16 protein-coding genes and 11 pseudogenes are annotated in these 26,019 nt (G+C 65.4%); 12 read left to right on the plus strand and 15 right to left on the minus strand.

The features are described from left to right. Nucleotides 1–227 precede the first annotated feature (227 nt). The 4 genes and pseudogenes from OG568_RS59900 to OG568_RS59915 form a co-directional block, all read right to left on the minus strand. Nucleotides 228–425, minus strand: a pseudogene (locus OG568_RS59900) (transposase); the annotation flags it as partial. After that, complete coding sequence (locus OG568_RS59905; protein WP_329538410.1) at nt 412–1,593, minus strand: ISAs1 family transposase; 1,182 nt, start codon at nt 1,591–1,593, stop codon at nt 412–414. The gene OG568_RS59905 and the pseudogene OG568_RS59900, both read right to left, overlap by 14 nt. 116 nt (nt 1,594–1,709) lie before the next feature. Further along, nucleotides 1,710–2,486, minus strand: a complete 777-nt coding sequence (locus OG568_RS59910) for a hypothetical protein (RefSeq protein ID WP_329538411.1) — start codon at nt 2,484–2,486, stop codon at nt 1,710–1,712. Nucleotides 2,487–2,643: 157 nt separating this feature from the next. Beyond that, nucleotides 2,644–2,889: a hypothetical protein gene (locus OG568_RS59915; RefSeq protein WP_329538412.1), complete on the minus strand. Its 246-nt coding sequence runs from the start codon at nt 2,887–2,889 to the stop codon at nt 2,644–2,646. A 28-nt stretch (nt 2,890–2,917) separates the two neighbouring features. Between OG568_RS59915 and OG568_RS59920 the strand changes: the two are divergent. Continuing rightward, a pseudogene (locus OG568_RS59920) lies at nt 2,918–3,117 on the plus strand (IS5/IS1182 family transposase); the annotation flags it as partial. A 9-nt stretch (nt 3,118–3,126) separates the two neighbouring features. Here OG568_RS59920 and OG568_RS59925 read toward each other — a convergent pair. Further along, nucleotides 3,127–4,323 carry an ISAs1 family transposase gene (locus tag OG568_RS59925; protein WP_329538413.1) on the minus strand — a complete coding sequence of 399 codons (1,197 nt, stop codon included), beginning with the start codon at nt 4,321–4,323 and terminating at the stop codon, nt 3,127–3,129. A gap of 161 nt (nt 4,324–4,484) precedes the next feature. Between OG568_RS59925 and OG568_RS59930 the strand changes: the two are divergent. Continuing rightward, nucleotides 4,485–4,760: pseudogene (locus tag OG568_RS59930) on the plus strand (transposase); the annotation flags it as partial. A 162-nt stretch (nt 4,761–4,922) separates the two neighbouring features. Here the strand turns inward: OG568_RS59930 and OG568_RS59935 are convergent. Continuing rightward, nucleotides 4,923–6,342 (minus strand): annotated as a pseudogene (locus tag OG568_RS59935) (IS1380 family transposase). 53 nt (nt 6,343–6,395) lie between these two features. Between OG568_RS59935 and OG568_RS59940 the strand changes: the two are divergent. After that, a complete protein-coding gene (locus tag OG568_RS59940; RefSeq protein WP_329538414.1) occupies nt 6,396–6,626 on the plus strand; it encodes a transposase in 231 nt (76 codons plus the stop codon). Between the two features lie 108 nt (nt 6,627–6,734). On the opposite strand, the gene OG568_RS59945 is transcribed toward OG568_RS59940, so the two are convergent. The 6 genes and pseudogenes from OG568_RS59945 to OG568_RS59975 form a co-directional block, all read right to left on the minus strand. Further along, nucleotides 6,735–8,372, minus strand: a complete 1,638-nt coding sequence (locus OG568_RS59945) for a transposase domain-containing protein (RefSeq protein ID WP_329529911.1) — start codon at nt 8,370–8,372, stop codon at nt 6,735–6,737. 639 nt (nt 8,373–9,011) lie between these two features. After that, nucleotides 9,012–9,431 carry a hypothetical protein gene (locus tag OG568_RS59950; protein WP_329538415.1) on the minus strand — a complete coding sequence of 140 codons (420 nt, stop codon included), beginning with the start codon at nt 9,429–9,431 and terminating at the stop codon, nt 9,012–9,014. 31 nt (nt 9,432–9,462) lie between these two features. Next, the gene (locus OG568_RS59955; RefSeq protein WP_329538416.1) at nt 9,463–9,903 is read right to left on the minus strand and encodes a hypothetical protein; all 441 of its coding nucleotides are present in this window, start codon (nt 9,901–9,903) and stop codon (nt 9,463–9,465) included. A gap of 212 nt (nt 9,904–10,115) precedes the next feature. Further along, nucleotides 10,116–10,272: pseudogene (locus OG568_RS59960) on the minus strand (transposase); the annotation flags it as partial. A 332-nt stretch (nt 10,273–10,604) separates the two neighbouring features. Then, nucleotides 10,605–11,078: pseudogene (locus OG568_RS59970) on the minus strand (HARBI1 family protein); the annotation flags it as partial. Between the two features lie 5 nt (nt 11,079–11,083). Beyond that, a protein-coding gene (locus tag OG568_RS59975) for an IS3 family transposase (protein ID WP_329530430.1) occupies nt 11,084–12,303 on the minus strand; the annotation gives its coding sequence in 2 pieces (ribosomal slippage) (nt 11,084–12,048 and nt 12,048–12,303; 1,221 coding nt in all). Between the two features lie 190 nt (nt 12,304–12,493). Here OG568_RS59975 and OG568_RS59980 point away from each other — a divergent pair. The 3 genes and pseudogenes from OG568_RS59980 to OG568_RS59990 all read left to right on the plus strand — a co-directional run bounded on the left by OG568_RS59980 (nt 12,494) and on the right by OG568_RS59990 (nt 17,388). Beyond that, nucleotides 12,494–13,633, plus strand: coding sequence for an IS630 family transposase (locus OG568_RS59980; protein WP_329538417.1), 1,140 nt, complete (start codon nt 12,494–12,496; stop codon nt 13,631–13,633). Nucleotides 13,634–13,704: 71 nt separating this feature from the next. Further along, nucleotides 13,705–14,799, plus strand: a pseudogene (locus tag OG568_RS59985) (IS630 family transposase). 42 nt (nt 14,800–14,841) lie between these two features. Continuing rightward, entirely contained in the window at nt 14,842–17,388 is a 2,547-nt protein-coding gene (locus OG568_RS59990; protein ID WP_329538418.1) for a hypothetical protein, read from the plus strand. 2 nt (nt 17,389–17,390) lie between these two features. On the opposite strand, the pseudogene OG568_RS59995 reads toward OG568_RS59990, so the two are convergent. Beyond that, nucleotides 17,391–17,724: pseudogene (locus OG568_RS59995) on the minus strand (transposase family protein); the annotation flags it as partial. Between the two features lie 311 nt (nt 17,725–18,035). Between OG568_RS59995 and OG568_RS60000 the strand changes: the two are divergent. From OG568_RS60000 to OG568_RS60020, 5 genes and pseudogenes are all read left to right on the plus strand, one after another. Further along, a complete protein-coding gene (locus tag OG568_RS60000) occupies nt 18,036–18,470 on the plus strand; it encodes a transposase (protein ID WP_329538561.1) in 435 nt (144 codons plus the stop codon). Beyond that, nucleotides 18,421–19,380: pseudogene (locus tag OG568_RS60005) on the plus strand (ISAzo13 family transposase); the annotation flags it as partial. The gene OG568_RS60000 and the pseudogene OG568_RS60005, both read left to right, overlap by 50 nt. Before the next feature lie 69 nt (nt 19,381–19,449). Continuing rightward, nucleotides 19,450–20,808 (plus strand): IS4 family transposase, encoded by a 1,359-nt coding sequence (locus tag OG568_RS60010; protein ID WP_329538393.1) that lies wholly within the window; start codon nt 19,450–19,452, stop codon nt 20,806–20,808. 17 nt (nt 20,809–20,825) lie between these two features. After that, a pseudogene (locus tag OG568_RS62055) lies at nt 20,826–21,556 on the plus strand (ISAzo13-like element transposase-related protein); the annotation flags it as partial. Between the two features lie 3 nt (nt 21,557–21,559). After that, nucleotides 21,560–21,961 (plus strand): annotated as a pseudogene (locus tag OG568_RS60020) (transposase); the annotation flags it as partial. Nucleotides 21,962–22,001: 40 nt separating this feature from the next. Here OG568_RS60020 and OG568_RS60025 read toward each other — a convergent pair. Further along, complete coding sequence (locus OG568_RS60025; RefSeq protein WP_413254821.1) at nt 22,002–23,273, minus strand: IS256 family transposase; 1,272 nt, start codon at nt 23,271–23,273, stop codon at nt 22,002–22,004. Nucleotides 23,274–23,486: 213 nt separating this feature from the next. Between OG568_RS60025 and OG568_RS60030 the strand changes: the two genes are divergently transcribed. Beyond that, nucleotides 23,487–24,458, plus strand: coding sequence for a hypothetical protein (locus OG568_RS60030; protein ID WP_329538419.1), 972 nt, complete (start codon nt 23,487–23,489; stop codon nt 24,456–24,458). Between the two features lie 121 nt (nt 24,459–24,579). Here the strand turns inward: OG568_RS60030 and OG568_RS60035 are convergent, their stop codons facing one another. Further along, on the minus strand, nt 24,580–25,920 hold the full coding sequence (locus OG568_RS60035; protein WP_329538420.1) for an IS701 family transposase: 1,341 nt from the start codon (nt 25,918–25,920) through the stop codon (nt 24,580–24,582). Between the last annotated feature and the right edge of the window lie 99 nt (nt 25,921–26,019).

Genomic DNA, 26,019 nt, shown 5'->3' on the forward strand with positions numbered 1-26,019 from the left:
GCAGCAGCAGTCAACAATCCCTCAAGCCCCAGCGTCATACTTTTCCCCGGACTCGTGGATACCAAGCGTCACCGACGTCTGCCCGGACCGCACCCCACCAGCATGCCAACGGCGCCACAGAGCACTCAACCCGCGCACAGAAGCCAACCACCCACCGGCCAGAAGCCGTTACGCGCCCCGGATTCTCATCCCGCCACGGTGCCGGCGCACAGCGCCGTCATGGGTACTTTTCCCAGGAAATCGGTCTTCATGCGGAGTTCCCGGTTCTCGCGTTCCAGTTCGCGCAGGCGGGCACGTTCGCTGATGTTCAGCGGAGGTTCCTCCCCAACGTGCTCCTGCCGGTACCGGCTAACCCAGGTGCCCAGCGTTCCCTCGTTCACTTGTATCTCTCGGGCCAGGGCGAATGCGTTCTCAGGCGGTGAGATCGAGGAGGGTAGTCGCGTGCTCGGGGCGTGACCGGTAGTGGTCGGTTGCGGCGGCGATGTTGGTCCAGCCGGCCTGGCGCATGAGGCCGATGGCCAGGTTCCGCATCGTGGCCATGGCTCGTGGCGCGGTGCCGGTGCGCACGCGCGAGGCGTCCTGGCCGTAGGTCACGTCTCTGACATGGTGCAGGGCCTCAACTGACCAGTGGTTCTGCATCAGTTCGGCGAGCTGGGACGGGTTGGCCTGGCCCGGGGACAGGTTGGTGACGGCGTAGACCGTCTTCGTCTGGACCTTCCCGGTCCTGCGATTGACCCGGCGGCGCTTGATTTCGATGGCCTGGACGGCGTGCGGGAACAACAGGCCGGGCTGGACGGTGCAGACCTTCAGCCGGCGGATCTCGCGGCGGCCGTGGCCGGTGGTGGTAGTGCGGTCCTGCAGTGGGATCTGGCGCCAGGGCAGCTTCTTGAGCTGCTTGCGGAGCTTCTTCTGGTTCCCTTTGACGACCAGAAGGTAGTGACCTTGAGCCGCGATGACGTGCTCGGCGTGGGCGCGCTGGGTGTGCATGGCGTCGGCGGTGATCACAGTGCCGCGCAGGTCGATGCGGTTCAGCAGTGGAGCGAAGGCGGGGATCTCGTTGCTCTTCGCGGGGATCTGGCGCTGGGCGATGACGGTCTGCGAGGTGTGCAGTGCGGCGGCGAGCAGGTAGACGGCTTTGTCGTTGTCGGTGCGTGAGCCGCGCACGGCTTTGCCGTCGACGGCGAGGCCGACCGGGGTGTCGCCGGGTTCGTCGACCGGGTCGGTGGCGTAGCGGGCGATCCAGGCACCCACGGCGTCGTCCAGGGCGTCGCCGTCCAGGCGGGCCAGCAGTCGGCCCAGGGTGGTGGTGTTCGGGGTGGCGCAGGTGAGACCGAGGCGTGTCCGCAGGTCAGAGTTGCTGTCGGCGGCGAAGCGGGCGATGGCGGCCACAGATTTGGTGCCGCTGAGGACGGCGACCAGGCACAGGGCGAGCAGGGAGCCGATCCGGTAGCGGCGGCCTCGGACCCGGCGCGGGTCGGGCACCTGGTCCAGCACGTCGGCCAGGGTGCACAGGCCGGGCAGTTCGATGAGCGGGCATGGGAGGTCAACGTCCTCGTGGTGGCGCGCGAGGGCGTCGATCAGGGAAGATGGCACGCGAACGCGACCCCTGTTCATGATCTTCGGCTTCGAGAACCTTGATCATCGGGAGTCGCGTTCGTCATTTCCAGTCGGGCACATCGACCACCGGGCACCACACCGGCGCGAACCCCTCATCTCGACATCTGAGAACGCATCAGCCCTGGGCTTCGTGCCGCCGTGCGCGCGTAGGGATGGTTCGCATAGGAGGCGTCGACGATGTCCGCGATTTCTCTTCTCGGGGTCGGATGGTCGCGTGCGACATGCCTGATCGTCATGTTTGCGCCTTCTCCGGCCTCTGTATAAGCCGCGAAATCCCCCTGCATACCGCAACGGCTCGGGTGCGACAGGGGGAAATCTCGTTGCTGATGCGCAGGGCCGGACTGAGTAACCTCCGCCGAGGTGGGCGGCAGGCCCGGGAAGGCTGATATTGCCATACCTGCCGCCACCGCGATACTACCAGCGGCCACGAGGGAATTTTGCACGTCAGAAGCAAACCCCGCATAGGTTCCCATTCCCCGCAGCCCGGCACCCATCACCTGAAGCACATTTCCAACGAGTTTGACCGAACTGAACTCAGGCTTTCCGCACAGACCGATCTCATCCGCAACCCTGTGGACACTCTCAAGCCCAAGTCCGGCGATACCTGCAATGCATAGAGCATTCCCAGCGGTCCCGCCCAGAAGGTGGCCAACTCCTTGCATCGTATACGGCATGGACTTGTATGTGAAGCTTTTGAAGAACGCAGTCCTATTTTTCAGATAACTTTCTTCAATCCGTGACCTAGCGGCATCAGATTGCGCAAGTCGCGAAATCTCCGCGTTTTGAATTCCTGAAATTCCGAATGTTCCCTGTTGGCCACATCGCTCCAGAGACTCATCGAGTGATTCCGATGCGCGCAGTTCAGTCATAACTGCATTACCTCTCTGCAGTGATTCATGCGTCCGCTGCTCCAACAATCCGAACTACCCACAACTACTACGTACGACCACACAGTCAAGGTTCAGCGGTATTGGTCGATCTGACACGGCAGCTGTAGTTCCCTGATTGGCAGGGCATCGCGGCTGGTCAGGTCGTTGCGGTGGCGGTGATGTTGTTCCATCTCCGGTGGGCTTCGGCTGCCTGGTATTGGTGGTGACGGCGCCAGGCGGACCAGTGCAGGAGGTGGTCGCGGTCGCGTCGGGGGCGGGGCAGGGCGGTGATCCTCAGGAGTCGGAGCGGTTCGCGGCCGCTGGGCGGGACGAGTTCGCTGCCGGGGGTGGTAGCCGTGGTGGTGCGGGCGTGGGTGACGGCCAGGACGGCGGCGGCGAGCATGCTGATCAAAGTCCAGCGCATCCAGGAGATATCGAAGTCGACCGCCCACCGCCGGTTCCTGATCTGGTCGAGAGCCGGTGTCTGGGCCCGCCTGCACGAAGCCGTGCTGCACCGCCTCGATGACGCCGGCCTCATCGACGTCACCCGCGTCGTCCTCGACACCGCCCATGTGAGGGCTAAAAAGGGGGCGAACACACAGGTCCGAGCCCCGTGGACCGGGGCAAACCCAGGGCTTGATCAAGTTCCGTGAGTGTCTGGGTTGTTGGTGATGCCCAGGATGGCGAGTGCTCGTTCGGGTTCGTGGCGGATGGCGCGGGTGGTCTTGGCGATGTTGTCGGCTCCGAGGGTCTTCAGGGTGCCGATGGCGAGGTTGCGGATGGTGGCCATGGCGCGGGGTGCGGTGCCGGTGTGAATGGTCGAGGCGTCCTCGGCGAACGTGACATCTCGGATGTAGTGGGAGGAATTTTCGATTCCCCAGTGCCCGCGGATGGCGGCGGCGAGGTCGATGGGGCGGGTTTGATGGGCGGCGAGGCTGGTGACCGCGTAGACGTTCTCGCGGGTTTCGGGCCGGCCGGTGGGCTTGCGGCGGCGGTGGACCCGGATGGCGAGGTGGGCGTGGGGGAAAGCGATGCCGCCGAGGTTGTCGGCGATAGCGCAGGTTTTGATCGAGCGGGACTCGCGGCGGCCGTGGGCGGTGGCGGAGGCGGTGTGCTGGACCTTGATCGAGGTCCAGGGCAGGGCGGCGAGCTGGGCGTAGGCGGTGGGCTGGTTGGTCTTGATGACGGCGATGTAGTGGGCCTTCTTCGTCTCGACCAGCCAGGTGATGTTGGCCTTCACCGAGTGGAGGGCATCGAAGGTGACGACGGTGTCGGCGAGGTCGAGCGGTGCCAGCAGGGGTTTGAAGTGGCGCACTTCGTTGGTCTTCGCACCGACTTCGACCTGGGCAATCGTGGCGACGCGGTCGTGGGTGACCGCCGAGAGCAGGTGACGGCGCGGCGCGGCCAGGCGGGCTGAGCCCTTGAGGGCCTTGCCGTCCACGGCGATGACCTGCCGCGATCGGGTCTCGGGCACGTCCGCGGACGCGGTGATGCGGTGCCGGCCGGCCAGGTAGGCGCCCACAGCCTGGTCCAGGGCGTCGCCGTCAAGTGCCTGAAGGACGCGTCCGAGAGTGACCGGCTTGGGGCTGCGCCGCCAGCCGAGCAGGTGACGGCGTACTCCAAGGGATGCCAGCAGCGAGTTCGTGGCCCGCTCGCCGAACTCGGCGAGCTCGTCGATGCTCTTCGCGCCGCAGACAGCCGCGCAGGCACACACCAGCAAGATCGCCGTCAGCGAGTACCACCGGCCCCGGCGTGAGCGCGGATCCGGAACCGATTCAAGGTAGGGACGCAGGTCAGCGATCCGGTCCGCATCCAGCGGCCCCAGCTTCTCCAGCACGGCAGGGATAGGGGAAGATGCAACAGCAGGCACGGGACATCCTCGTGATCATCTGGCTTCGACACCACAATGATCACGAACCCCCGTGCCTGCTCTGCTATCCGCCCCTACCCGCTGATCGTCAACCCTCCACGCAAGCACGGAACTTGACGGAGCCCTGGGGCAAACCGGGTTCCAAGATGCACATCCTGTCGGACGCGAACGGACTGCCCCTCCTCGTCGGCATCTCGGCCGGCAACACCCACGACAGCGAGGGCCTGAAGCCCATGATCGAGGGTCACCAAACGAGACACGACCCCCACCGCGGCCGGTACTTCAAGCCCCAGCGCCTACATGCAGACAAAGCCTACGATCGCGCCGACCTGCGCAGATGGCTCCGTTGGAAGCGAATCGGAGTACGCATCGCCCGCAAAGGCGTCGAATCCAGCGAACGATTAGCCTCGATCTTTCGTCAGGGTCCGTCGACGGAGTCGGCGGATCTTTTCGCTTTCCGGGACGGCTGGTGGGCAGGCCGGTGGCCCGGCTGTCGCGTCGGGTGGGCGCCGGGTTCCACTGCCCGGGGGGCGGGTGGTGTTGTCTTGGGACGGGAAGTCTGCTGGTCAGCCCGGGTTGGGCAGGAGCGCGAGTCGTTCGAGGGCGCCTGTGATCTCACCTGTCCAGGGCCAGTGCTGGGTGAAACGGAGGATCCTGCGCCGGCCGGTGGTGACGACCTGGGCGGCCGCGGTGAACAGGCGGAACCGCAGTCGGCGGGGTTCCCAGAGCCGGGCTTTGCCCCTCAGGGCGAGCATGGGTGTCGGCGTACACGTGAACTTCAGGGAGTACGCGGACAATGGGCATCCAGGCCAGCAGGTCGAGAGCGATCTGGACGATCTCCAGCCAGACCTTGTTCTGCGCGGTGTGGTGGAGGGGCAGGTTGCGCAGGCCGGTCGCGCGGGCGGCCCGGATCCGGTCCTCCGCGCGGGCCCGCAGCCGGTGTCGGAGCTCGAGCTCGGCGATCGGCCGGTCGGGGGTGTTGGTCGCGAAGCAGGTGATCCGCATGCCGTCCGCGTCCGTGATCCTCAATTGGGCCCCGGGATGCGGTCGTTCCTTGCGGACGATCAGCCGCATGCCCTTTGGCCAGTTGTCCAACAGCCTGCCCGTGAGCTCGGCGACCCAGGCCCCGTCGCGGACCGTGCCGTCGGACTCGACGGCCGGCGTCCAGGCCGAAGCAGGGATCTTCAGCACATGCTCGTGGATCGCTTCGGTGATCACCATGCCGACCGAGTAGGACAGCCATCGGCCTTGCTTCGCGAGCCAGGACACGAAGTCGTGGGTGCCGCCGGCGGAGTCCGTGCGGATCAGTGTCTGCCGCCCTCGCCGGTACTTCTTCGGTAGCTGGCCCAGGGCCAGTTGGGCGGTGGTGATGTGGTCGGCGGCCGTGTTCGAGCCCGCGTTCCCCGGTCTGAGCAGGGCGGCGACAGGCTCTCCGGTTCCGCCGGGGCCGTGGTCGACGAAGGCCGTCAGGGGGTGATGGCCGTAGGTCTTCTTCCATGTCGCGGCCGCGTCCTCCTTGTCGGAGTGTGCGATCACGAGGACGCCGTCCAGGTCGACCGTGACCTGTCCATCGGTGTCCGGGGCGTTTTTGCCCGCCAACGACCAGACCCGGCTGCGGACTTCGGCCCGTGCGGACCGGATGGCCTGCAGGGCTTTCTCACCGCAGGCGGCGAGGGACTCGATCAGACGGGAGACGGTCGGATCGGAAGCGACCGGGCCGAAGACGGCCGGCTCACACCGCAGCATCGCGACGTCCGCAAGGCAGTCCCCGCCGAGCGCGACCGCCAGAGCGACGTCCAGGATGATCTTGCCGGGATCGTGGACGGCCCGCGGCTTCCGCCACGGAACCAGAGCTGCGGATATGGCCTGGTCAAGGCCGGTCTTGCGAACTGTTTCAACGAGCAGGACCGCCCCGGCCTGCGAGACCACCCGTCGACCGTCTCCCTGGACACGGACACGCGGGTACGACGAGATAGGCTCTCTCACCTGGAAAGTGCTCTTTTCCTTGCAGCCAACAGGACCCTCAGCAAGTCCTATCGTTGCAGGTCAAGGGCGCTTTCCGTGTTTCTGATCAACTCCTGGACAGCTCACCTCGTGAAAGCGCGAGGTTAGGGCGCCGACGCTGGGTCATCGAGCGCACGATGTCCTGGCTCTCCGGCTACCGACGCCTGAACCCTCGCTACGAGCGCCATCCCCGCAACTACCTTGCCTTCCTCGGACTCGCAGCCGCCCTCTGCTGCTTCAAGCGACTCGTCCGCCTCACCACGTAGGACACGGTCTAAGAGATCCCTCCCACCCGGCCCCTGCCGGGGCCGGGCTCAGAGGTGTCCACCACTCGGGGACAGGTCCCAAGGCCGGGTAGTTAGGGTTTTCGCAGGTCACGCAAGGGGAGTTGGTGACCATGCTGTGGCGGCGTAGAGGCCGGGGCCGAGCTTGTGGATGAGTCCGCTGGTGGCCCAGCGGTTCAGTTGTCTGTACATGGTTTCCAGGGTGACGTCGCCGAAGTGAGCCGCGATGTCGCGGGGTTGCCAGAGGCGGGTGGGGTCTTCCTCAAGCAGGGTCAGGATTCGGTGTCGGCGTCGCTTGCCGGGGGCGGTGTGCCGATCATCCCGGGAGGCGGTCGGCAGTGCGGGCAGCGGATCGGAGGGTTCGAGGATGGTGACGTCGAGGTCGGTGACGGTGCGGCTGGCATCGGGCCGGCCGTCGTTGTCGCATCGCCCGTTGTAGCGGGAGGTCGGTGCTTTGACCTTGCGGGTACTCACCCGCTGCCGCCGGGGTGGGAGCAGGCCTGACAGGATCCGGCGTCCGATGAGACCGACCGGTTCGACGGTCGTGGTGACGACGTCGGCGGCCTGGATGACCTGATCACGGGCGGCTTGGAGGGCGATAGTGAAGCCGCAGCGGTCGGGGTCTGTGCCGGGGACGGACTCGGCGGCGTCGACCATAACGGTCCGCAGTGCCTGGTAGAGCGTGAGGAGCGACCACATCTCCTGCTCGATGCCGATGGGGTCACCCGAGCGCAAAAGGCGGCCGTTCATGATCGTGTGGCGGAGCGCGTAATACGCCGATTCGTGCTCCCACCGCTGATGGTAGAGATCCACCAACACGGCCGCCGGGAAGCGGCGGGCGTCCGTCAGGGTGGTGGCCAACCGGTAGGAGCCGGTGAAGACAGTGCCGTCGGTGCAGGTCACGGTGATCTGCGCATCGATGACCCGCACCCGCACGGTGCCGATGACTGACAGATAGGAGCCGTCGACGAGACGGGTGAGAGCCGGTGTGCGCCGGTTGCTGCGGAGCCGTCCGAGGAACTGGGCGCCGGTGGTGGTGACGGCGGAGAGGAAGGCGTTGCCGTCGAACCCCTTGTCCCAGAGCACCAGCATGTCCGGCCTCAGAAGGTGCAGCAGGCGGCCGGCGTAGCTCGTCTCGCCCTCGGCCGTCGGGCCGAACACCGCACCGATCAGGGCCCGGGTGCCGGTCTCGACCAGCGTCATCAACTCCAGCGTCGGATAGCCGTGATGAGACGTTCTCCCCAGCCAGGCCCGGTTCCGATCGGAGTCGAAGACCCTCTGCGAACTGCAGCCGTCGAATGACACCGTCCGGTAGGGCCCGAACCGCACTCCCGGCGTCGTCGGCCTTGCCAACGGCCCGGCCAGTACGTCGAACAACGCCCGAACCGGCGCGCTGCCGAGTCGCCGGCGCAGGTCACGTAACGCCTTCGCGGTCGGGCAGACCACAGGAATCCCGGACAGGCCGGCCGTCAGCTTGTCCCAGACGAGCCGGTAGCCGACCTCGGGGAACAAGCACATCACGAGCAGAAAGTAGACCCCCACCCGCGAGGGCAGATCACGCAGCCGCCGCTGCACCGTCCTCGTCTCCGACAGGACCGCGTCGACGAGCTCGAACGGCACGATCGCCGTCAGTTCCCCCAGATGACCGGGCGCGAACCGGCCCGCAGCCACCGTGACCGTTCGGGTGATAGTCGCCAACGGCGGCGGCAGGACACAATGATCGAGCAACGGAGCTCCTTCGGGACAAGCTGTCTTGGACGACTGCCTGTACCAACGAGCCCCGTTGCTCTACGTCGGAAACTCGCCAACTCCCCTTGCGTGACCTGCGAAAACCCTAACTACCCGGCCTTGGGACAGGTCCCCTCACCCTGGAGAGACAACGCTGAAAACGCTCACTGAGCTTCTTCAGCCGCCCCTCCGTCGAGTGAGAAGCCTCTGAGTGTTGACGACGCCGACGAGCAGGGCAACTACCGCCGTCCCAGCCCGGACCGCCCCCTGGACGTCACCCGATCAGGGGCCACTCTGAAAAAGCTCACTGTTCCCGACATACGTCACCGGTCGAACGTCGGCGCCGACCCAAGTACCTGGCTGTCGCAATCAGGATTGAGCCGTGAGTCGGAGCTGGGCAGGACGCCTTGTCGTTGGAGTCGGCGAGCCTCGGCAAACCCCCACACCCGGCAGTCGGGGGCGTGTTGCTGCTTCCCCCCCCCGCACAATCATCTGCCGACCGACTTACCGCGGACTCTCACCCTCAAAGCGCGAAAGGGCCTGTACTCCCTACCAGTTCGCCAGGGATACAGGCCTTTGTCATGCTCAGTGATGCGCGTCAGGCGACCCAGGGCATGCCACCGTGGTCGGGGCGGAAGATCAGCGGGCTATTCCAGCACCGTGGCTGCTGTATCTGCCAGAGGCGATCCAGATTGTCCAGGCAGCGTCACTGGCGTGGCGAGCCCATTGGCGACCATAGGCGCCGGGCCGGCCGACGGCCTTAGCCACTCCGTAGCGGTCGATCACTTCGGCGAGGCCCTGCGCGGGTTCCAGGAAGGTAAGCCAGGTGCCTTGCGCGAGCTCTCGGACGGTCAGTGGATGCCGCTCACCGTCGGCGAGCGCTGCGAAAGCGGAGCGGAGCGTCTCGGTGGCCTCGTTGGTCTGATGAGGTGCAATGTCGTCGAGGAATTCGTCAAGGCGGCTACTGCCTGTCCTGCATCCCAGGACTGCGTAGTGGGCGTCGAGCACAGGGAGCGCGGCAGCGGCAGCGGGATCCATCAGCCAGAGGGTTCCAGGCATGGGTTGATGAGCCTTTCGGAGGCGTCGAGTCTCAGCGGTTCTTGATGGCTGTCGGCCAGTTATCGGAGAGGGCCGGCTGTCCGCCGGGGCCATAGCGCACGAGCAGATGCCAGGCGGTGTCGGTCAGGTCGCGGGCCCATCGCTCACCGACGCGGTCGATGTCGCGGTGCGGGACGTGGGCGCTGAGGTGCTCCCATAACAAGGGCCGTTCGCCACTGAAGAAGCGCAGCAGGTACTCACAGAAGTAGGCGATGTCTCCTCGTTCGGGGTTCAAGAGACCGTGGATGCCGATCTCCATCTTCTTCATGAGGTAGCCGTTGCCGGTCGGTTCGGCCTCATTCGGGTCCGCCTGGCGGCCGTTGCGGTCCACGGTGTTCCAGAAGACGATGTTGTCTGGGCCGGGCAGCATGGCGAGTAGCTGGACGAGATGGTGCACGTCCGGGTCGTCGTACAGGTGAGGGGGGTTGGACATGGGGGCTCCTTGGAAGTGGTGGATGTGAGGTCAGTCGGCCTGGCGCAGCACGTTGCTCATATGGGGGCGTTGGGGCCGATGAGCATGGGGTTGGCTTTGGCGAAGCCGCTGCGCAGGGTGAGGCTGTTGCCGAAGTGGGTGAGGTACATGTCTGGGGCGACGGCGATCAGGACGACGCCTATGTTGATCTCGCCCGCTGCCTCCGCCTCGGCCTGGACCCGCTGAAGCAGACGCTCCCACGTCCCGTCGGCCGACCACAGGCGGTGCCGTTCGTAGACCCTCTTCCACGGGGCGAACCGTTCGGGTAAACCACTGAAAGCCGGTCCGCGCACGGTGCAGGATCCCGTCGATCACCTGCCGGTGATCTCGCTATCTGCCACAACGCACGTTGCTGACAGGCAGGAAGGCCCCAGCTTCTACCACTCAGCATTCGCCCGTCAGATGTCGACGTGTCCAGTTCTGCCCTGCGCCTCCTGTCCATCCGCCTGTCACAGCACCGTCGCGCGCTCGGCTCCCACTGGCGGCGTCTGAGCACCGAACGCCAAGCCTTGCTTGTTCTCGCCCACCTGCGGGTGGGACAGCGCAGTGGCTCTTTGGACACCCAGCCTCCCTGTCATACTCCGCGAGGGGAATAACGGAAGCGCCTACAACTCGGTTCACTGAGCCTTTCCCAGTAATGGATCACGACGGTGCGTGATCGTTCAGATGGTGCGGTCGTACTCGAGTTGTAGCAGGACGAGGGCTGCGGCGGCGATCTTCGTGATGTGGCTGGGGTCGAGGCTGACCCTGCGCAGTGCCTTGAAGGTCGTCTTGAGCAGGGAGTTGGCGCGCTCACAGACACCGTGGATGCCGCGGATGACCTTGTTGTACGTCTGTTGCTCCTCGGTCAGCTCGCCTCCGGCGGGCTTCTTGAAGGGGCGGCGGAAGCCGTCGTCGGCGTTCTCGTAGCCGAGGTCGACCAGGGTCGGCATGTCCAGCTCGGCCGCGATGCGGTTGAGTGCCTCGACCAGCCCGTGGTGGCGGGCGCAGGTGGTGTCGTGCTCCCGGCCCGGCCGTACTGGCGAGACCCAGATGGGCCAGCCGTCCGGGGTGGCGATAACCTGCACGTTCCCGCCATGGTGCTTGTGTTTTCCGGACCACCAGAGGTCTGAGGTGTCCCCCGGAGTGTGGACACGGGGGTTCATGCTGCGAGTGTGAGTTTACGTGCTCTCTGCTGTTGTTGTTCGAATTCGACTGGCGAGAGGTAGTTGAGGGCGCTGTGGCGCCTGCGGGCGTTGTAGTAGGTGAGCCACTGGAAGATCTCCAGCCTCGCCTGAGGCATCGTGGAGAACAGCCTCTGGTACATCGTCTCCCTCTTGAGTCCCTGCCAGAACGACTCGGCGAGGGCGTTGTCGTAGCTCGAGCCGACCCGGCCCATGCTCCTGTGGATCCCGAAACCGTTGCAGACCTGCGCGAACGCGGCCGACGTGTACTGCGAGCCCCTGTCCGCATGGAAGATCACCCCGCCCACGTGGCCGCCGCGGGTCGCCACGGCCATCTCCAGGGCGTCGATGACCAGTTCCGTGCGCATGTGCGTGGCCATCGACCAGCCGAGCACCCGGCGTGAACAGATGTCGATGACGCAGGCGAGATACAGCCACGTCCCGCCGACCTGGACGTATGTGATGTCGCCGCACCACTTCTCGTTCAACTGTCTGGCGGAGAAGTTGCGTTGGACGAGATCCGGGGCCGGTGGTGCAAGCCGGTCGGGGACCGTGGTGCGCTTGCGGCGCCGCAGGTGCCGGCCCTCGATACCGTGCCGGCGCATCAGGCGCTCGACGCGCTTGCGGTTGATGGTGTGCCCGAAGCCACGCAGCTCGGCATGGATGCGCCGGACTCCGTAGGTGCCCTTGTGCTCGGTATGGATCTCCCGGATCTCCACGAGCAGGGCGTCGTCGGCGGCCTGCCGCTCTCGACGGACCTTCGCACCGGCGAGCCACCGGTAGTAGCCCGAGCGCGAGACCTGCAGGACCCGGCATATCCGCTGAACGCCGAAGACTTCCGCGTGGGCGGAGACGAAGTCCCAGCGGTGGGTCTTCACTTCATCTCCTTCGCGAAATAGGCGGCTGCCCGGCGCAGGATCTCCCGCTCGAGTTCCCATTCCTTCTCTGCCTTGCGGAGCCGGCCGTTCTCCGCGCGCAGCCGGGCCAGTTCCTCGTTCCGGCTCTCCGCGCTCTGCTCGCCGCTGCTGTGATCACGGCCCGCGTGCTCGTCGGCCTGGCGCACCCAGCTCCGCAGGGTCTCGCCGGTCACCCCGACATCCGCCGCGACCGCCGCGTACGTGCGCTTCCCGCCCGCCGCGCGGTACAGCGCGACGGCATCGTTCCTGAACTCCACCGGATACGGAGACCTACGTCCCACCAGGACACCTTCCCTCGGATCTGCAAGATCCATTGTCAGAGTGTCCACACCACAGGGGTCGCCTCAAACAGCCCATACCTAAGCAGCGACACGCTACTAGTAGCGTGTCGCTGCTTAGGTATGGGCTGTTTGATTGGGAGGCTTGCGTCTGGCAGATTCCTCTCCCGCTCTGCCGGACAGGACTGGTGCGATGGGTTCGCAGAAGAAGAGGCCGGTGGTGCTGACCGCGCAGGACCGCGAGGAGTTGGTCCGGGTGACCACGACGGGGGTTCGTCCGGCCTCGGTAATCAGGCGGGCGAGGGTGCTCCTCGCACTCGACACCTCTGCAGGCGGGATCGGCTCGCAGGAGGTGATCGCGGCCCGGCTCGGCGTCTCCGGTGAGACGTTGCGGCTGGTCGCCAAGCGTTTCACCGAAACCGGTGGCGATGTTCACGCCACCATCGCGCGGAAGAAGCGCGACCTCCCGCCGGTGCCCTCGCCGGTGACCGGTGAGGTCGAAGCCCGGCTGATCGCGATGGCGTGCTCACAGCCACCCCAGGGCTATACCCGGTGGTCGCTGCGGCTGCTGGAGAAGCACGTCGCACTGGTCGAGGACATCCCCGATCTGGACCATTCCACCATCGGCCGGGTCTTAAAAACGGAACTGCGTCCTCACCTGAAGAAGTGCTGGACCATCCCACCACGAGCGAACGCGGAGTTCGCGGCCCGGATGGAAGACGTACTGGCCGTCTATGCCCGGCCCTATGACCCGGCATGTCCGGTCGTGTGCATGGACGAGAAGCCCTACCAGCTCCTCGGCCATGTCCGCGACCCGCTCCCGGCCCGCCCTGGTCACGACGCCCGCCAGGACAGCGAGTACATCCGCTGCGGCACGTGCTCGATCTTCGTATGGGTCGAACCCCTGCGCGGGTGGCGTCGAGTTCAGGCACTGTCCCAGAGGACCCGGATCGACTGGGCCGGCCAGGTCAGGCAGCTGCTGAGCGTGGACTACCCCGATGCCGAGACGGTTGTGCTGGTGATGGACAACCTCAACACCCACGGCATCGCCTCACTGTACGAGGCATTCGAACCAGAAGAGGCCTTCGCCCTGGCTCAGCGCCTCGAGATCCACCACACGCCCAAGCACGGGTCATGGCTCAACATCGCCGAGATCGAACTCTCCGCGCTGACCAGGCAATGTCTCGACCGCCGGATCGGCGACCTCGACACCCTCAACACCGAACTCTCGGCCTGGCAGAACGCCACCAACACCGACCAACGTCAGGTGGACTGGCAGTTCACCACCCACGACGCACGCATCAAACTGCGCCACCTCTATCCCAGGAATTAGCTGCGACAGTCTACTAGTGTCTTGTGATTCTGTTTGTGGAACCTGAGGCGTCCTTGATCGTTGAGTCTGGTATGGATCTCTCCTCTGAACAGATGGCCGGGCTACGGGGGTTGGCGGGTTCGCGGGATGTGCCGGCTCTCGTGGCGCTTCGCGCTCGGATCGTGCTGTGGTCGGCCGAGGGGCGGCGGCGAAAGGACATCGCCGAGCTTGCCGGTGTGGCACCGCTGACGGTGGACCGCTGCAAGGCCCGCTATGCCGAGCGGGGTTCGGCCGGGCTGGAGGGCAAACGCCGGGGCGGGCCGCGAACGCAGGTGCCGCCCCGGGTGCGGGCCCGGGTGATCGCTTTGACGAGGATGTCTCCGCCGGCGGATTCCGGGCTCTCGCACTGGTCGACGCGGACGCTGGCCGACCACTTGAGGAGGCGTGAGGGCATTTCGGTGTCCTGGCATTACATTGCCCGCATCTGGCGTGAGGAGAATCTGAAGCCGCACCGTTCGGGCACCTTCAAGATCTCGAAAGACCCGGCGTTCGCGGAGAAGGTCGCCGATGTCGTCGGTTTGTACCTGGCCCCGCCCGGTGGCGCCGTGGTGCTGTCGGTCGACGAGAAGACGCAGGTGCAGGCCCTGGACCGGACCCAGCCGGTGCTGCCGGTGGCCTTCGCGGTTACCGAGCAGCGCACCCACGACTACGTCCGGCACGGCACCACGAACCTGTTCGCCGCGCTGAACGTCACGACCGGTGAAGTGCTGGGCGAGTGCAAGCCGAACCGGAACGGCGCGAGCTTCCTGGCGTTCCTGAAGAAGGCCGTCGAACCGCACACGGGCAAGGAGATCCATGTCGTCCTGGACAACCTGTCCACGCATACCACCCCGGACGTGAAGGCGTGGCTGGTGAAGAACCCGCACGTCCACTTCCATTTCACCCCCGTCGGGTCCTCGTGGCTGAACCAGATCGAGATCTGGTTCGGGATCATCACCCGGCAGTCCATCCGCCGCGGCACGTTCTCGAGTGTCAACGTCCTGGTCAAATAGATCCGCGACTACATCAACTCCTGGAACGAGAACGCGAAGCCCTTCACCTGGACCGCCACCGCCGACGAGATCCTCGCCAAGGTCCGACTCGTCCAGACCAGCGTGAAGAAACTCGTCAATAACAACCCGAAGTAACACGAACGGGATCACGAGACACTAGAGGACTTGAATAGAAATATGGTTTTCGACAATGAAGTGGAACGCACTATTTCTGACGATATCAGGGTAATCACTGCAACCGAAATCCCTGGCACGTCATTTACGGGCCAAGCCATCCCTCCCAGGAAGGGGAAAATACGGACCGAGCGACATCTGGCCGGGCTGGTCGAATCCAGATTCGCGGACGTGGTAAACGGCCTCTATTCCGATCGACTTCATCTCGTAGAGCGACGCAACGACGGCAAGAGCAACTCCTTTTCGATGTCCGATCGCTACGACAAAGCCCTCACCGTTCGCCTGGATGTCATTCCCCTCCCAGCAGGAATCGTCGCCCGAACTTACGTCAACACTACGTCGGACAACCACACCATTCAGTTGCCTGATACCATCGACGCGCAGCAGGTTGACCGAGCTCTGAGTCATGAGCTGGGGGAACTGCTGGCAGTCAGGGAAAGGGCCAGGATCAATGAAGAAACTCCCTTTCAAGACAGTTTGAAGAGAGGGCCGGTTAGGGGACCTGTGGCCCTTTCCGACGAGGATCTCGGCAGAGTCAGTGAACTCAACTACCTTGCCAGCCGCATGAATGACCGTACCCTGGCGGTGCGGGAACGTAGCGAGGCCCGCAAGGAATTCTCGTTTCTACTTGACCACACTGGACTGCGTTCGCAGGCCTTCGCACGCGAGTCGGAGGCCCGTACCGAAGAACAGTATGCGGCGGATTTACGTATTACGTCCATCAGGCGGCACCTGTCTCCGACCGCGTTGCGGGAACTGCAACAGCTCTCTGTACCCATTCATCAACTGGGGGGTTTCGATGCGCACGCACTGTTGGATTTCCGGGCCCGTGTCCGGTCTCAACCCGCACAGAACGTGACCGGGACAGGAATCGGGAATCATCCCGTGCCGGGCTTTCGCGCCGATGGTTCTGCCATCTCCCGAGCGGAACTCTCCGCGGAGGCACAACTGATGGCCGACACCCGCACCGGCATCAGTCAGCGCACTCTCGACGAGTTGCGTTCTGAGACTCGCCAAACGGGACAATCGCCCAGCCGGAAGGTAATCATCGGTGGCGGGGCCAGCCTGGCTGGGCGGGACCCTGAAGCTCTACTCATCGACGCACGCGGGCGATGGCATCTGGACCCGGGCGAAGGCATATTTCAGTCCGCTGACCAGGTCAGGGACACCCGCGCTATAGGCCTTGGCTACAGTCATCAGTTCACCGACCCCACGAGCCGTGTCACGATGCAGGCCGTGCAGTTGTGGGAGGACACACTGGCTTCACGGGGGCCGCTCGTCGACGGTTCCGCCCGACTCGTAGCCGGGGAAGACGGAAACCTCTGGGCACACATCGTGCCGAATGACGGCTCAGAAAGTGTTCGTGTCAGGGTCGAAGGAGTACCGACCGTTGCTACAGGGATACCGCCCCAGCTGATTCCGGGAGCTGACCTCGCTGTGCCGACGATAGCCGCCGTGCATGACAGGTTGCACAAGACTCTCCCCGACGACAGCCCCGCGCACGAGCAGCTGACCGCAGTTGCCACGGCACGGGAAACACTCGAAGTGCTTCAGCAGGAAAACAGCGAGAACGCGCTGCGCGCAGATCCGTCCGCGGGGGCCGCGATGCGCACCCTCGACGCCACCGTCAAGTGGGATGACGCCAGGGAAACGCTCCCTGGAAAGGTACTTCTCGGCGACGCAGTGTCGGACAACAAATTCGATCCTCACATCGCCAACTCCTGGCTCATCTCCGGCGCATCCGGAAATGCCATATCCGCGGCCGAAATAATTTTGGAGGCCAACCCCAACGCAAAAGTGGCAATAGTCGGCTCGAACATTCCGCCTATTCTGTTTGAGCAAATTCCACTGCGAGTCGCGCGAGAACGATACGAGGCCGCGTACGGCGGAGACGGAAGGCTCAGCTTCCATATCGCCCCTGGAAACCGGGCACGTGACATCCCGATCACATACAACTCGGAAGGAGAGGCTCGCTTCCGCGTAGGCGACGTCGAAGCCGAGGCCTACATCGCCAGCCTTGCCCGCACAGCCCCCGTTCCCGAAGCTGTGCAGGGACTTAACCGCTGGATCCATACGAGCAACGGCAACCTGGAGGGAGATCTCATGTTCGACAAGAACTCCCAGTACCTGGGATACTCTCTCACCTTCCAAGGAAAAGGATCAGAACACCAGGTTCACGTCACCGGTGCCGCTTCCGGATTTCTCCCCAACACCGCATTCTCCCCGCAGGTGCAAAACGCCCTCAACGACATGGGGGCACGCCAAGTCCCCCTTCAGAGCGGCAGCCCTGCCGTAGGATTCGCGCCGACGGCCTGGCAATCGATCTTGCTGGCGAAGGCTCGCCAAAAAGGTGAAGTAGAACTGCACAAGGAGCCGCCCAGCAGCTGGATAAGGACCGAACCGGCCAGCGTAGCCTCTAACTACTCCATCGCCGCAGCAAGCAATCTCCGCCCCGCTCCCGCGACACGCAACCAGTCCCGACTCGACACAAGATTCCCATCCAAAGCAGCAACAAACAGTACAAATCCTGCAACCCGAGCCCGTCGATAGTTCGGCACGTTGAGTTCGGCGGCGATCCGGTCGAGGGTGCCGATCAGGCCGTGGCGGCGGGCGCAGGTGGTGTTGTGCTCGCGGCCCGAGCGGACGGGCGAGACCCAGATCGGCCAGCCGTCCGGGGCGCTGATGACCTGTACGTTTCCGTCATGATCCCTGTGTTGCCGGACTACCAAAGGTCTGCGCGGTTGGGTCCGGGGGGCGGCGACGTAGTCGCCATCGATGATGGTGCCGTCAAGGTTCAGATGCGTCAGCCCGGCCGCCTTCATACGCTTGAGCTCAGTCGCGAAGGCCGGCACCTCAGCTACGAACAGTCAGTCCTTCATCGATGTATGAGGCTCCTCGGTCAGTACGATTCGTAGCAAGATCGTCCAAACCAGGAACCTCATGCCTGCCCGGACGTGGGGATCACGCGGACCGCGGGGTGCACCTCGCGCTCACGGACGGTGGCCTAGTACTCCAGCAGTACTTCGTGGCTTGACCTGGGGAAACGCCGAGCGGTGGGAGTGTAGCGGGCGGGCAGTTGTCACGGGCGGTTTCTGCCTGTCCGCCCCTCGAAGGAGTGCCCGCGACGGCGGGGGCGCATCCGTGCGGGGAAGCCCCCGATCGTGACCACCCAACAGGCAGAGACCTGGGACCGCGACCTGGACGACCTCTTTACCACCATCGGACACCGCTTCGGCCGCGTTGAACCCCGCCGCCGCATGCGGGACTACGTGCGCGGACTACTCGCGCCGGTGGCCCGCAAAAACAGCTGGCAACTGGCCGAACACGCAGGCCACTTAACCCCCGACGGCCTGCAGCACCTGCTCTCCCGCGCCCGCTGGAACCCCGACGACATCCGCGATGACCTGCAGACCTACGTCGCCGAACAACTCGGTCGCCCCGACGGGGTACTGGTTGTCGACGACACCGGATTCCTGAAGAAGGGCACCACCTCCGCCGGGGTGCAGCGCCAGTACTCCGGCACCGCCGGGGCCCGTATTTCAATAAGTGCTCGGCAGAGGGGTGTTGGTGGGAGTCTGAGATATGACCCCGTGTCTGTCAGGCCGCGCTGCCACCCGTGCTCTGCGGACTAAGTTCGAGCAAATCCTGCCGCACTTCGATGAGCGCCGCCGTCGGTTGTACCTGGCCAGTGAGGCGACGGCCCTCGGCCGCGGCGGGATCGTCCGGGTCGCCGCCGCCTCCGGCACCAGCACTGCCACCATCGCGCGAGGTATCGCCGAGTTGGCCGGTTGCTCCTCACCGACCCGACGGGTTCGGGCTCCAGGCGCCGGCCGCAAGCGGCTGACAGACACCGACTCCGGTCTGCTGCCCGCGCTGGAGTCGCTGATCGAGCCGCACACCCGAGGCGACCCCGTCTCCCCGCTGCGGTGGACCACGCTGTCGTTACGGGCCCTGGCCTCGGCCCTCACCACACAGGGCCACCCGATCAGCGCTTCAACCGTCGGACACCTGCTGCACACCCTGGGCTACAGCCTGCAGGGAACCGCGAAGACAACAGAGGGCATCAGCCATCCGGACCGCGATGCCCAGTTCACCCACCTCAATGCCACCGCTACCGAGTTCCTCAACGACGCCCAGCCGGTGATCAGCGTCGACACCAAGGCCAAGGAATGGCTCGGCAACCGGGACCGGCCCGGTCGCACCTGGCGGCCGGGCAAGAACGCGATCAAGGTGGACTGCCACACGTTCACCACCAACGACCAGCCCATGGCGATCCCCTACGGGATCTACGACATTGCCAACAACAGCGGATGGGTCAACGTCGGCACCGACCACGACACCGCCCAGTTCGCGGTGGAGTCCATCCGACGCTGGTGGCAGCACCGCGGACGGACGGACCACCCGAATGCCGGCAGGCTCCTGATCACCGCCGACTCCGGCGGCTCCAACGACCCCCGCCGCTGGACCTGGAAAAGCAACCTTGCCACCTTCGCACGAGAGAGCGGCCTGGAGATCACGGTCTGTCACCTACCTCCCGGAACTCAATGCCGTTGCTTGAACTCGTCAAGCAGTTCGTGGTGACGCCGGAGGAGCGCGGTCGTTGGGCCCGGCATGCATCCTTGGGTGGGGTTGTCCGATCATGTGCGACTGGGGGTGGTGACCCGGTGGGTGACTCCGGAACTGGTCGGCGAGGTGCTGGAGAAGTGCCGGGTCCGGGACAAGAAGCCCGGCGCGCTGCCGGCCGGGTTCATGGTCTACTTCACGCTTGCCCTGGCGCTGTTCCAGCAGGACTCCTATGACGATGTGGCGGAGCAACTGGTGGGCAGTATTCGGGAGTTGAGCGGGAGCATCCCGAACAAGTCCTCGTTCACGCGGGCGCGCAGGCGTCTGGGACCGCTGGTCCTGGAGGCCGTCTTCCGTGAGCTGGCCGACCCGTTGGCCCCGGTCGGCTTGGAGGGCTCCTTCTACCGCGGGATGCGGCTGGCCGCGGTGGACGGGTTCGTGCTGGACGCGCCGGACACACCGGCCAACCGGGCCGCGTTTGGTGGGCCGGTCAAGAACGGCCAGCCGGCGGGGTTCCCTCAAGTGCGGGTGGTGACACTGACCGAGTGTGGCACGCACGCGCAGATCGACGCGGCGGTGGGCGGATTCAGCGGCGGTGAGCGGGAGTTGGCGATCACTCTGGCGACCTCGGCGAGCAAGATGCTCGTCATCATGGACCGGGGCTTCCCTGGGGTCGAGTTATGGAAGGCCTATCTCGGATTCGGGGCCCATCTGCTGATCCGGGCTCGCTCGCCGGTGGCGCACCGGCCGGTTGAGTATCTGCCCGACGGGACCTACCTGGGGAGGATGAACCTGGGCGGGCAGAAGGGCGCGCATCCTGGCGGGGTGCTGGTCCGGGTGATCGAGTACCGCGTCGACGGCGGCGATGTGGTCAGGCTGTTGACTGATCTGTTGGACCCGGTTGCGTATCCGGCGGCGGAGTTGGCAGCGCTTTACCATGCCAGGTGGGAGGCGGAGTCGGCGTTCCGGCAGATCAAGACGTTCCAGCGCGGGCCGGTCGAGGTCCTGCGCTCGGGAGACCCGGATCTGGTGCGGCAGGAGGTCTGGGCGCACCTGGTCGTGCACCACTGCCTCACGCGGGTCATCATGTGTCTGGCCGACGACAACGGCATCAACCCGGACCGGGTCTCGTTCGTCAAGGTCCTCAAGCACACGCGGCGCAGCGTGGTCCGGCAGTGCGCGGATACGCCCAAGAAGATCAAGAAGTTCCTGGCTGTGCTGGCGGCGAAGGTGCGCCGGAAGCTCGACAACGGCGCCAGGCGCCTGCGCGAGGCGGACCGGCACCTCAAACGGCCGGACTCGAAGTACTCCTCGAAGCTCTCCTACCGGATCAACACCCGGGACCGGCAACCGACACGGCGGATCACAGCCAAGGCCATCACGCTGCACACCGCGATAGTCCAGTAGTCAAGCAACGGCATTGTCCCGGAACTTCGAAATGGAACAAAATAGAGCATCGTATGTTCTGCCACATCACCGCGAACTGGCGGGGGCGACCGCTGACCAGCTACCAGGTCGTCCTCGAGACCATCGCCGCCACAACAACCAAGACCGGCCTAACCATCGGGGCCGAACTGGACACCGGCAGCTACGACCTCGGCATCAGCGTCACACCCGCCGAGTTCCACACCCTTCCGATCACACCCAACGCCTTCCACGGCGACTGGAACTACACACTGTCTCCCGAGCCACCGCGAACGCCCGACGCGCCGGCAACCACTCACCGGACCGACCCGGCCCTGACCATGATGCTCACCGATCCAGCCCTGACCGGCATGTCACGAACCGCCTTTGAGCATTTGGTGGCGGTCTCGGAACCCTTCTGGGACGCCATGGCCGAGGCGGCATTCCAGCGACGCTTCCACCGCCCACGCAGCTACCGACACCCGCAGACCAGCAGCGTGGACCACACCCACCGGCTCCTGGCAGCCATCCTGCGCCGCCGCAGAGCGGTGACCATGACCTTCCTGGCCCAACTACTGGGCGTCAACCGCACCAACCTGTCCATCCAGTACCAGGACGCAAAACGGCTCCTGGACCTGCACCGGATCCTCGTCACGCCGATACCCGGATCACCCGCCCGCACATTGGAACAGCTACACGCCCGAACAACCCCCGCGGAAACCCGTCGCTGACAGTTATTGAAATACGGGCCCCCGGCCGCACCGAGAACTGCCAGATCGGCGTCTTCGCCGCCTACGCCAGCACGGCCGGCCGCGCCCTGGTGGACCGGGAGCTGTACCTGCCCAAGTCCTGGACCGACGACCGTGACCGCTGCCGCGCGGCGAAGATACCCGACGAGCGGGAGTTCGCCACCAAGAACACCCTCGCGGCGACGATCGTCCGCAGGACACTGTCCTCGCCGCTGCCGATCGCCTGGGTGACGGCGGACGCCGCCTACGGACAGGACAACCGCTTCCGCCGGATGCTGGAAACATCCGGCGTCGGCTACGTGCTCGCCGTTCCGAAGTCCCAGTTCTCGCTGGCTGGCCCACGCATCGACAGGGTGTTCGAGCAAGCCCCCGCCCAGGCGTGGGAGCGCCGTTCCTGTGGCGCGGGAGGGGTCTGTAAAGCAAGCGGTGTAACTGGGTTTGGTGTGGCTAGAGTTGGCCTGCGGTGAGACGGCCGTCGAAGGCCAGGTCGAAGGCGTTCATAGCGCCCTTCCAGCGCATGGTCCAGCGTTTACGGCCGGCGCCGGTCGGGTCGAGGCTCATGACGGCCATGTAGACACATTTGAGGGCGGCCTGCTCCGTGGGGAAGTGCCCGCGGGCGCGGACGGCCTTGCGGATGCGGGCGTTGACGCTCTCAATACTGTTGGTCGTGCACACGATGCGGCGTATTTCTGCATCAAACTGAAGGAAAGGCGTGAACTCGGGCCAGCTGGACTCCCAGAGGCGGACGATCGCCGGGTACTTCTTGCCCCAGGTCTCGGCGAATTCCAGGAACCGCGTCGTGGCCGCGTCCTCGGTCGGCGCGGTGTAGACGGGCTTGAGCGCCTTGGCGATCTTGTCCCAGTCCTGTCGGGCCGCGTATCGAAATGACGCCCGCAGCAGGTGAACCACGCACGTTTGCACCACAGTTCGCGGCCAGACCTCGCCAACTGCGTCGGGCAGGCCCTTCAACCCGTCGCAGACCAGCATGAGGACGTCTTCGACGCCCCTGTTCTTGAGCTCGGAGAGCACTCGGAGCCAGTGTTTCGCGCCTTCGCCGCCGTCGCCGGCCCACAGGCCGAGGATGTCGCGGTGTCCCTCGGCGGTGACCGCCAGGGCCACGTAGATCGGCCTGTTCGCTACTTGGCCATCGCGAATCTTGACGTTGATAGCGTCAATGAAGACGACCGGGTAGACGCGGTCGAGCGGCCGGTTCTGCCATTCCGCCATGCCATCCATCACCTTGTCGGTGATCGTGCTGATGGTCGTCTTGGAGACGTCCGCGCCGTAGACCTCGGCCAGGTGCGCGGAGATCTCCCCGTGCGTAAGCCCCTTCGCGGACAGCGAGAGCACCATCTCGTCCACGCCGGTCAGCCGGCGCTGCCGCTTCTTGACGATGGCCGGCTCGAAGGAGCCCTCCCGGTCGCGAGGCACGTCGATCTCGACCGGCCCGATGTCCGTCAGCACCGTCTTGGACCGGGTGCCGTTACGGGAGTTGCCGCCGTCCTTGCCCGCCGGGTCGTGCTTGTCATAGCCGAGATGGTCGGTGATCTCGCCCTCCAGGGCCGACTCCAGAACCGCCTTGGTCAGCTGCTGCAGCAGCCCGCCCTCGCCGGTCAGCTGCAGCCCCTTGCTGCGGGCCTGCTCGACGAGCTGGTCGATCAGTTTCTGCTCGACCGTCGCGGCCTCCGGCGACGGATCCGCCTGGTCAGCGGCGGCCACGAACTCGGTCACGGTGTCAGTCACTTGATGTCTCTTCCATGATCATCAATTACACCGGTGAGCGTACAGACCCGGATTCGGCGGGAGGGAAATGTCACGGTCGTGTATCGGAGAGGCGGAATGAGAACTGGCGGGCGGGGTCGGGCCGTATCCGGGGTGTCCGCCCAAAAGGGCCGAGGCAGTTTACGAAAAGAACATCCCATGGGGGTTCGTGTGTCCCGCACTCGTAGCAGGTTTTTTGCGGCGGTCGTACTAGTCGGCGGTCTTTTCCTCACAGCATGTGGCGGCGGAGGCACTGATAAGGCATCCGGATCTGCGGAGCGGCATTCTACGGCCACGGTCGATTCCAGTGAGCTGACGTTCAAGAACGGTACGGCGAAGCAGAATAATGCCGATCTCAACACCGGGGATCTGGCGGACGATGCGGCGCCCGTACGGCAGGCGGGCGATGCTTCCCCAGTCGTTCGCAAGTGGGTACAGCTGTCTGACAGCTCCGTAGGCAACCTCAGTTCAGTGGTCACCAACGGCGCCGGGTTCGTCCTCTACCGCTTCGACAAGGACAAGGCAGATCCATCGACGTCGAACTGCTTCGACGCCTGCCAGAAGACGTGGCCTCCGCTGGTGGTGGCGTCGAACGGCAAGGTGTTCATCGACGGGATCAACAAGTCGGACGTCGGTTTCATCAAGCGGGGCAAGGGCTTTCAGGTGACGATCGGTGGCTGGCCGGTGTACCTGTTCAGCAAGGACCAGGCACCAGGTGACGTTAACGGCCAGGGTGTGGGTGGCACGTGGTTCGGTGTCACGCCCGACGGCCAGAAGGCCGGCCAAGACTCCGGGGGCTCCCAGCCCGAGGTGAACCCCGCCGACGGCGGCCAGCAGGGAGACGGTGAGGCCAAGAGGGAGCTTGAGCCCCGCGATCAGGGAGGCACCTACCGGATCGTCGCAGACGCCGCCGACTCGGAGAGTGCGTCCGGCATCGTCAGCGGCACCGGGTGCGTCAACACTGCATCGTTCGGCACCTCCATCTCCCCCGAGGGCAAGGACTCGGCCAAGCCCATCAAGATCTGGACCGGCACGAACTGCACCGGCAAGTCCGCACTCCTGGCGGACGGCAGCGGAATCTTCAAGGACTTCGGCATAGACAAGATCAAGTCCGTCTTCATCGGACAGTTCACCCAGCAGTAGACACTCAGGGGCTGCACTCGCAAAGAGGATTCAGACCGGAGAGTGCAGCCCCGGCCTTACATTTTTCACGTTATCGCTTTTACAGTCCCGGCAGCTGTAGTTCTTGATCGTCATGGTGGTGTCATGTGGTCGCGGCGGCGGTGACGTTGTTCCAGCGCCGGTGGCAGGCTTGCGCGATGGCCTGGTGACGGCGTCGCCAGGCGGACCAGTGCAGGACATGGCCGATGTCGTGGCGGAGCGGGGGCAGGGTGGTTGCCCGCAGGATGGTCAGCAGCTCGCGTGCGCTGACCGGGATGAGGCCGACGGCCATGGTGGTGGTCGCGGTGCGGGCGCGGGTGACGGCCAGGACGGCGGTGGCCAGGATGCTGATCAGGGTCCAACGCATCCAGGAGTTCCAGCAGGTCGTCTGGCCCTGGTCGAGTCCGGTGACGCCCTTGGCGAGCTGGAAGTCCTCTTCGACCTGCCATCTGGTGCAGATGATGTGTATGAGGCCGGCAAGGGTGACGGGTCGGGTGGAGTAGCAGTGGTAGAAGGAGAGTTCGCCGGTGAAGCGGTGTCGGCGCACGACCAGGACGGATGTCCCGTCGTCCTCGGTGTCGGGGGCGTCGTCGCTCTGGATGTCGGTCCAGGTCCAGTCGTAGTGGCGGTCGCCCTTCAGGCCGTGACCGGTGAGCATCCGCATCCATGCCCGCCGGGGCAGCCGTGCGGCCAGGGTGGTCGCGGTGAAGCGGCCACCCGGGGTGGTGACCTGGTGATCGGCGCGGACCGACAGGGCGTAGTCGAAGCCGAGCCGGCGAGCACTGCGGCGCAGTTCGCGCCCGCCGTAGACCTCGTCGCCGGCGAACCAGCGTGCACGCAGGCCCAGCTGTCGGGCCCGGGTGAGCATGGCGGCAGCAAGTTCGGGCTTGGTGGCGAAGTCCACGTCGTCGGGGACGTGGGTGAGCAGGCGGCGTTCTTCGTCGGCGGCCCAGTCGGCGCCCAGGTACAGGGCCCGGTCGATCGGGGCATGGCCACGTGCGGAGGCGTAGGTGAGATGGACGGCGACCTGGCACAGACCGATCCCGCCCAGCGCACCGGAGTATTGCCTTGCCGCCCCGACGGCGTCGGTGGAGGACTTCTCGTCCCCCGTCTCGTCCACGATCAACACGGCGTCGTCATCCGCGAGTTCACCGGCCGCCCAGGTGGCCGTCCGGTCGCGCACGGCGTCGTGATCCCACACGCCGCGGGACAAGAAGTGCTGCAGCCGGGACGGCGACGCGTGCCCCAACGCCTCAGCGAGCGTCCAGCAGTTGCGGGTCTCGAGCCCCGTCAGCATCGCCTCGGCCATGTCCCTGGCCAGCAGCCGCGACTCCCGTCGCGGGAAGCAGGCGGCCACCGCCGCCATCGCCGCCCTGAAACACTCGCTCCACACCCCACCGGCTATCGTGGCGCCCACGGCCACCGCGTCCTGATCTGTTGTCACAGACGATCATCATCGCGGTGGCCGTACTCGTTCCCGCGGGCACCCCATCAGGCCGCTCACCAGCACGAATCCGTCAACGATCAAGAACTACAGCTGCCG

The organism is Streptomyces sp. NBC_01450, assembly GCF_036227505.1.
Classification (GTDB): domain Bacteria; phylum Actinomycetota; class Actinomycetes; order Streptomycetales; family Streptomycetaceae; genus Streptomyces.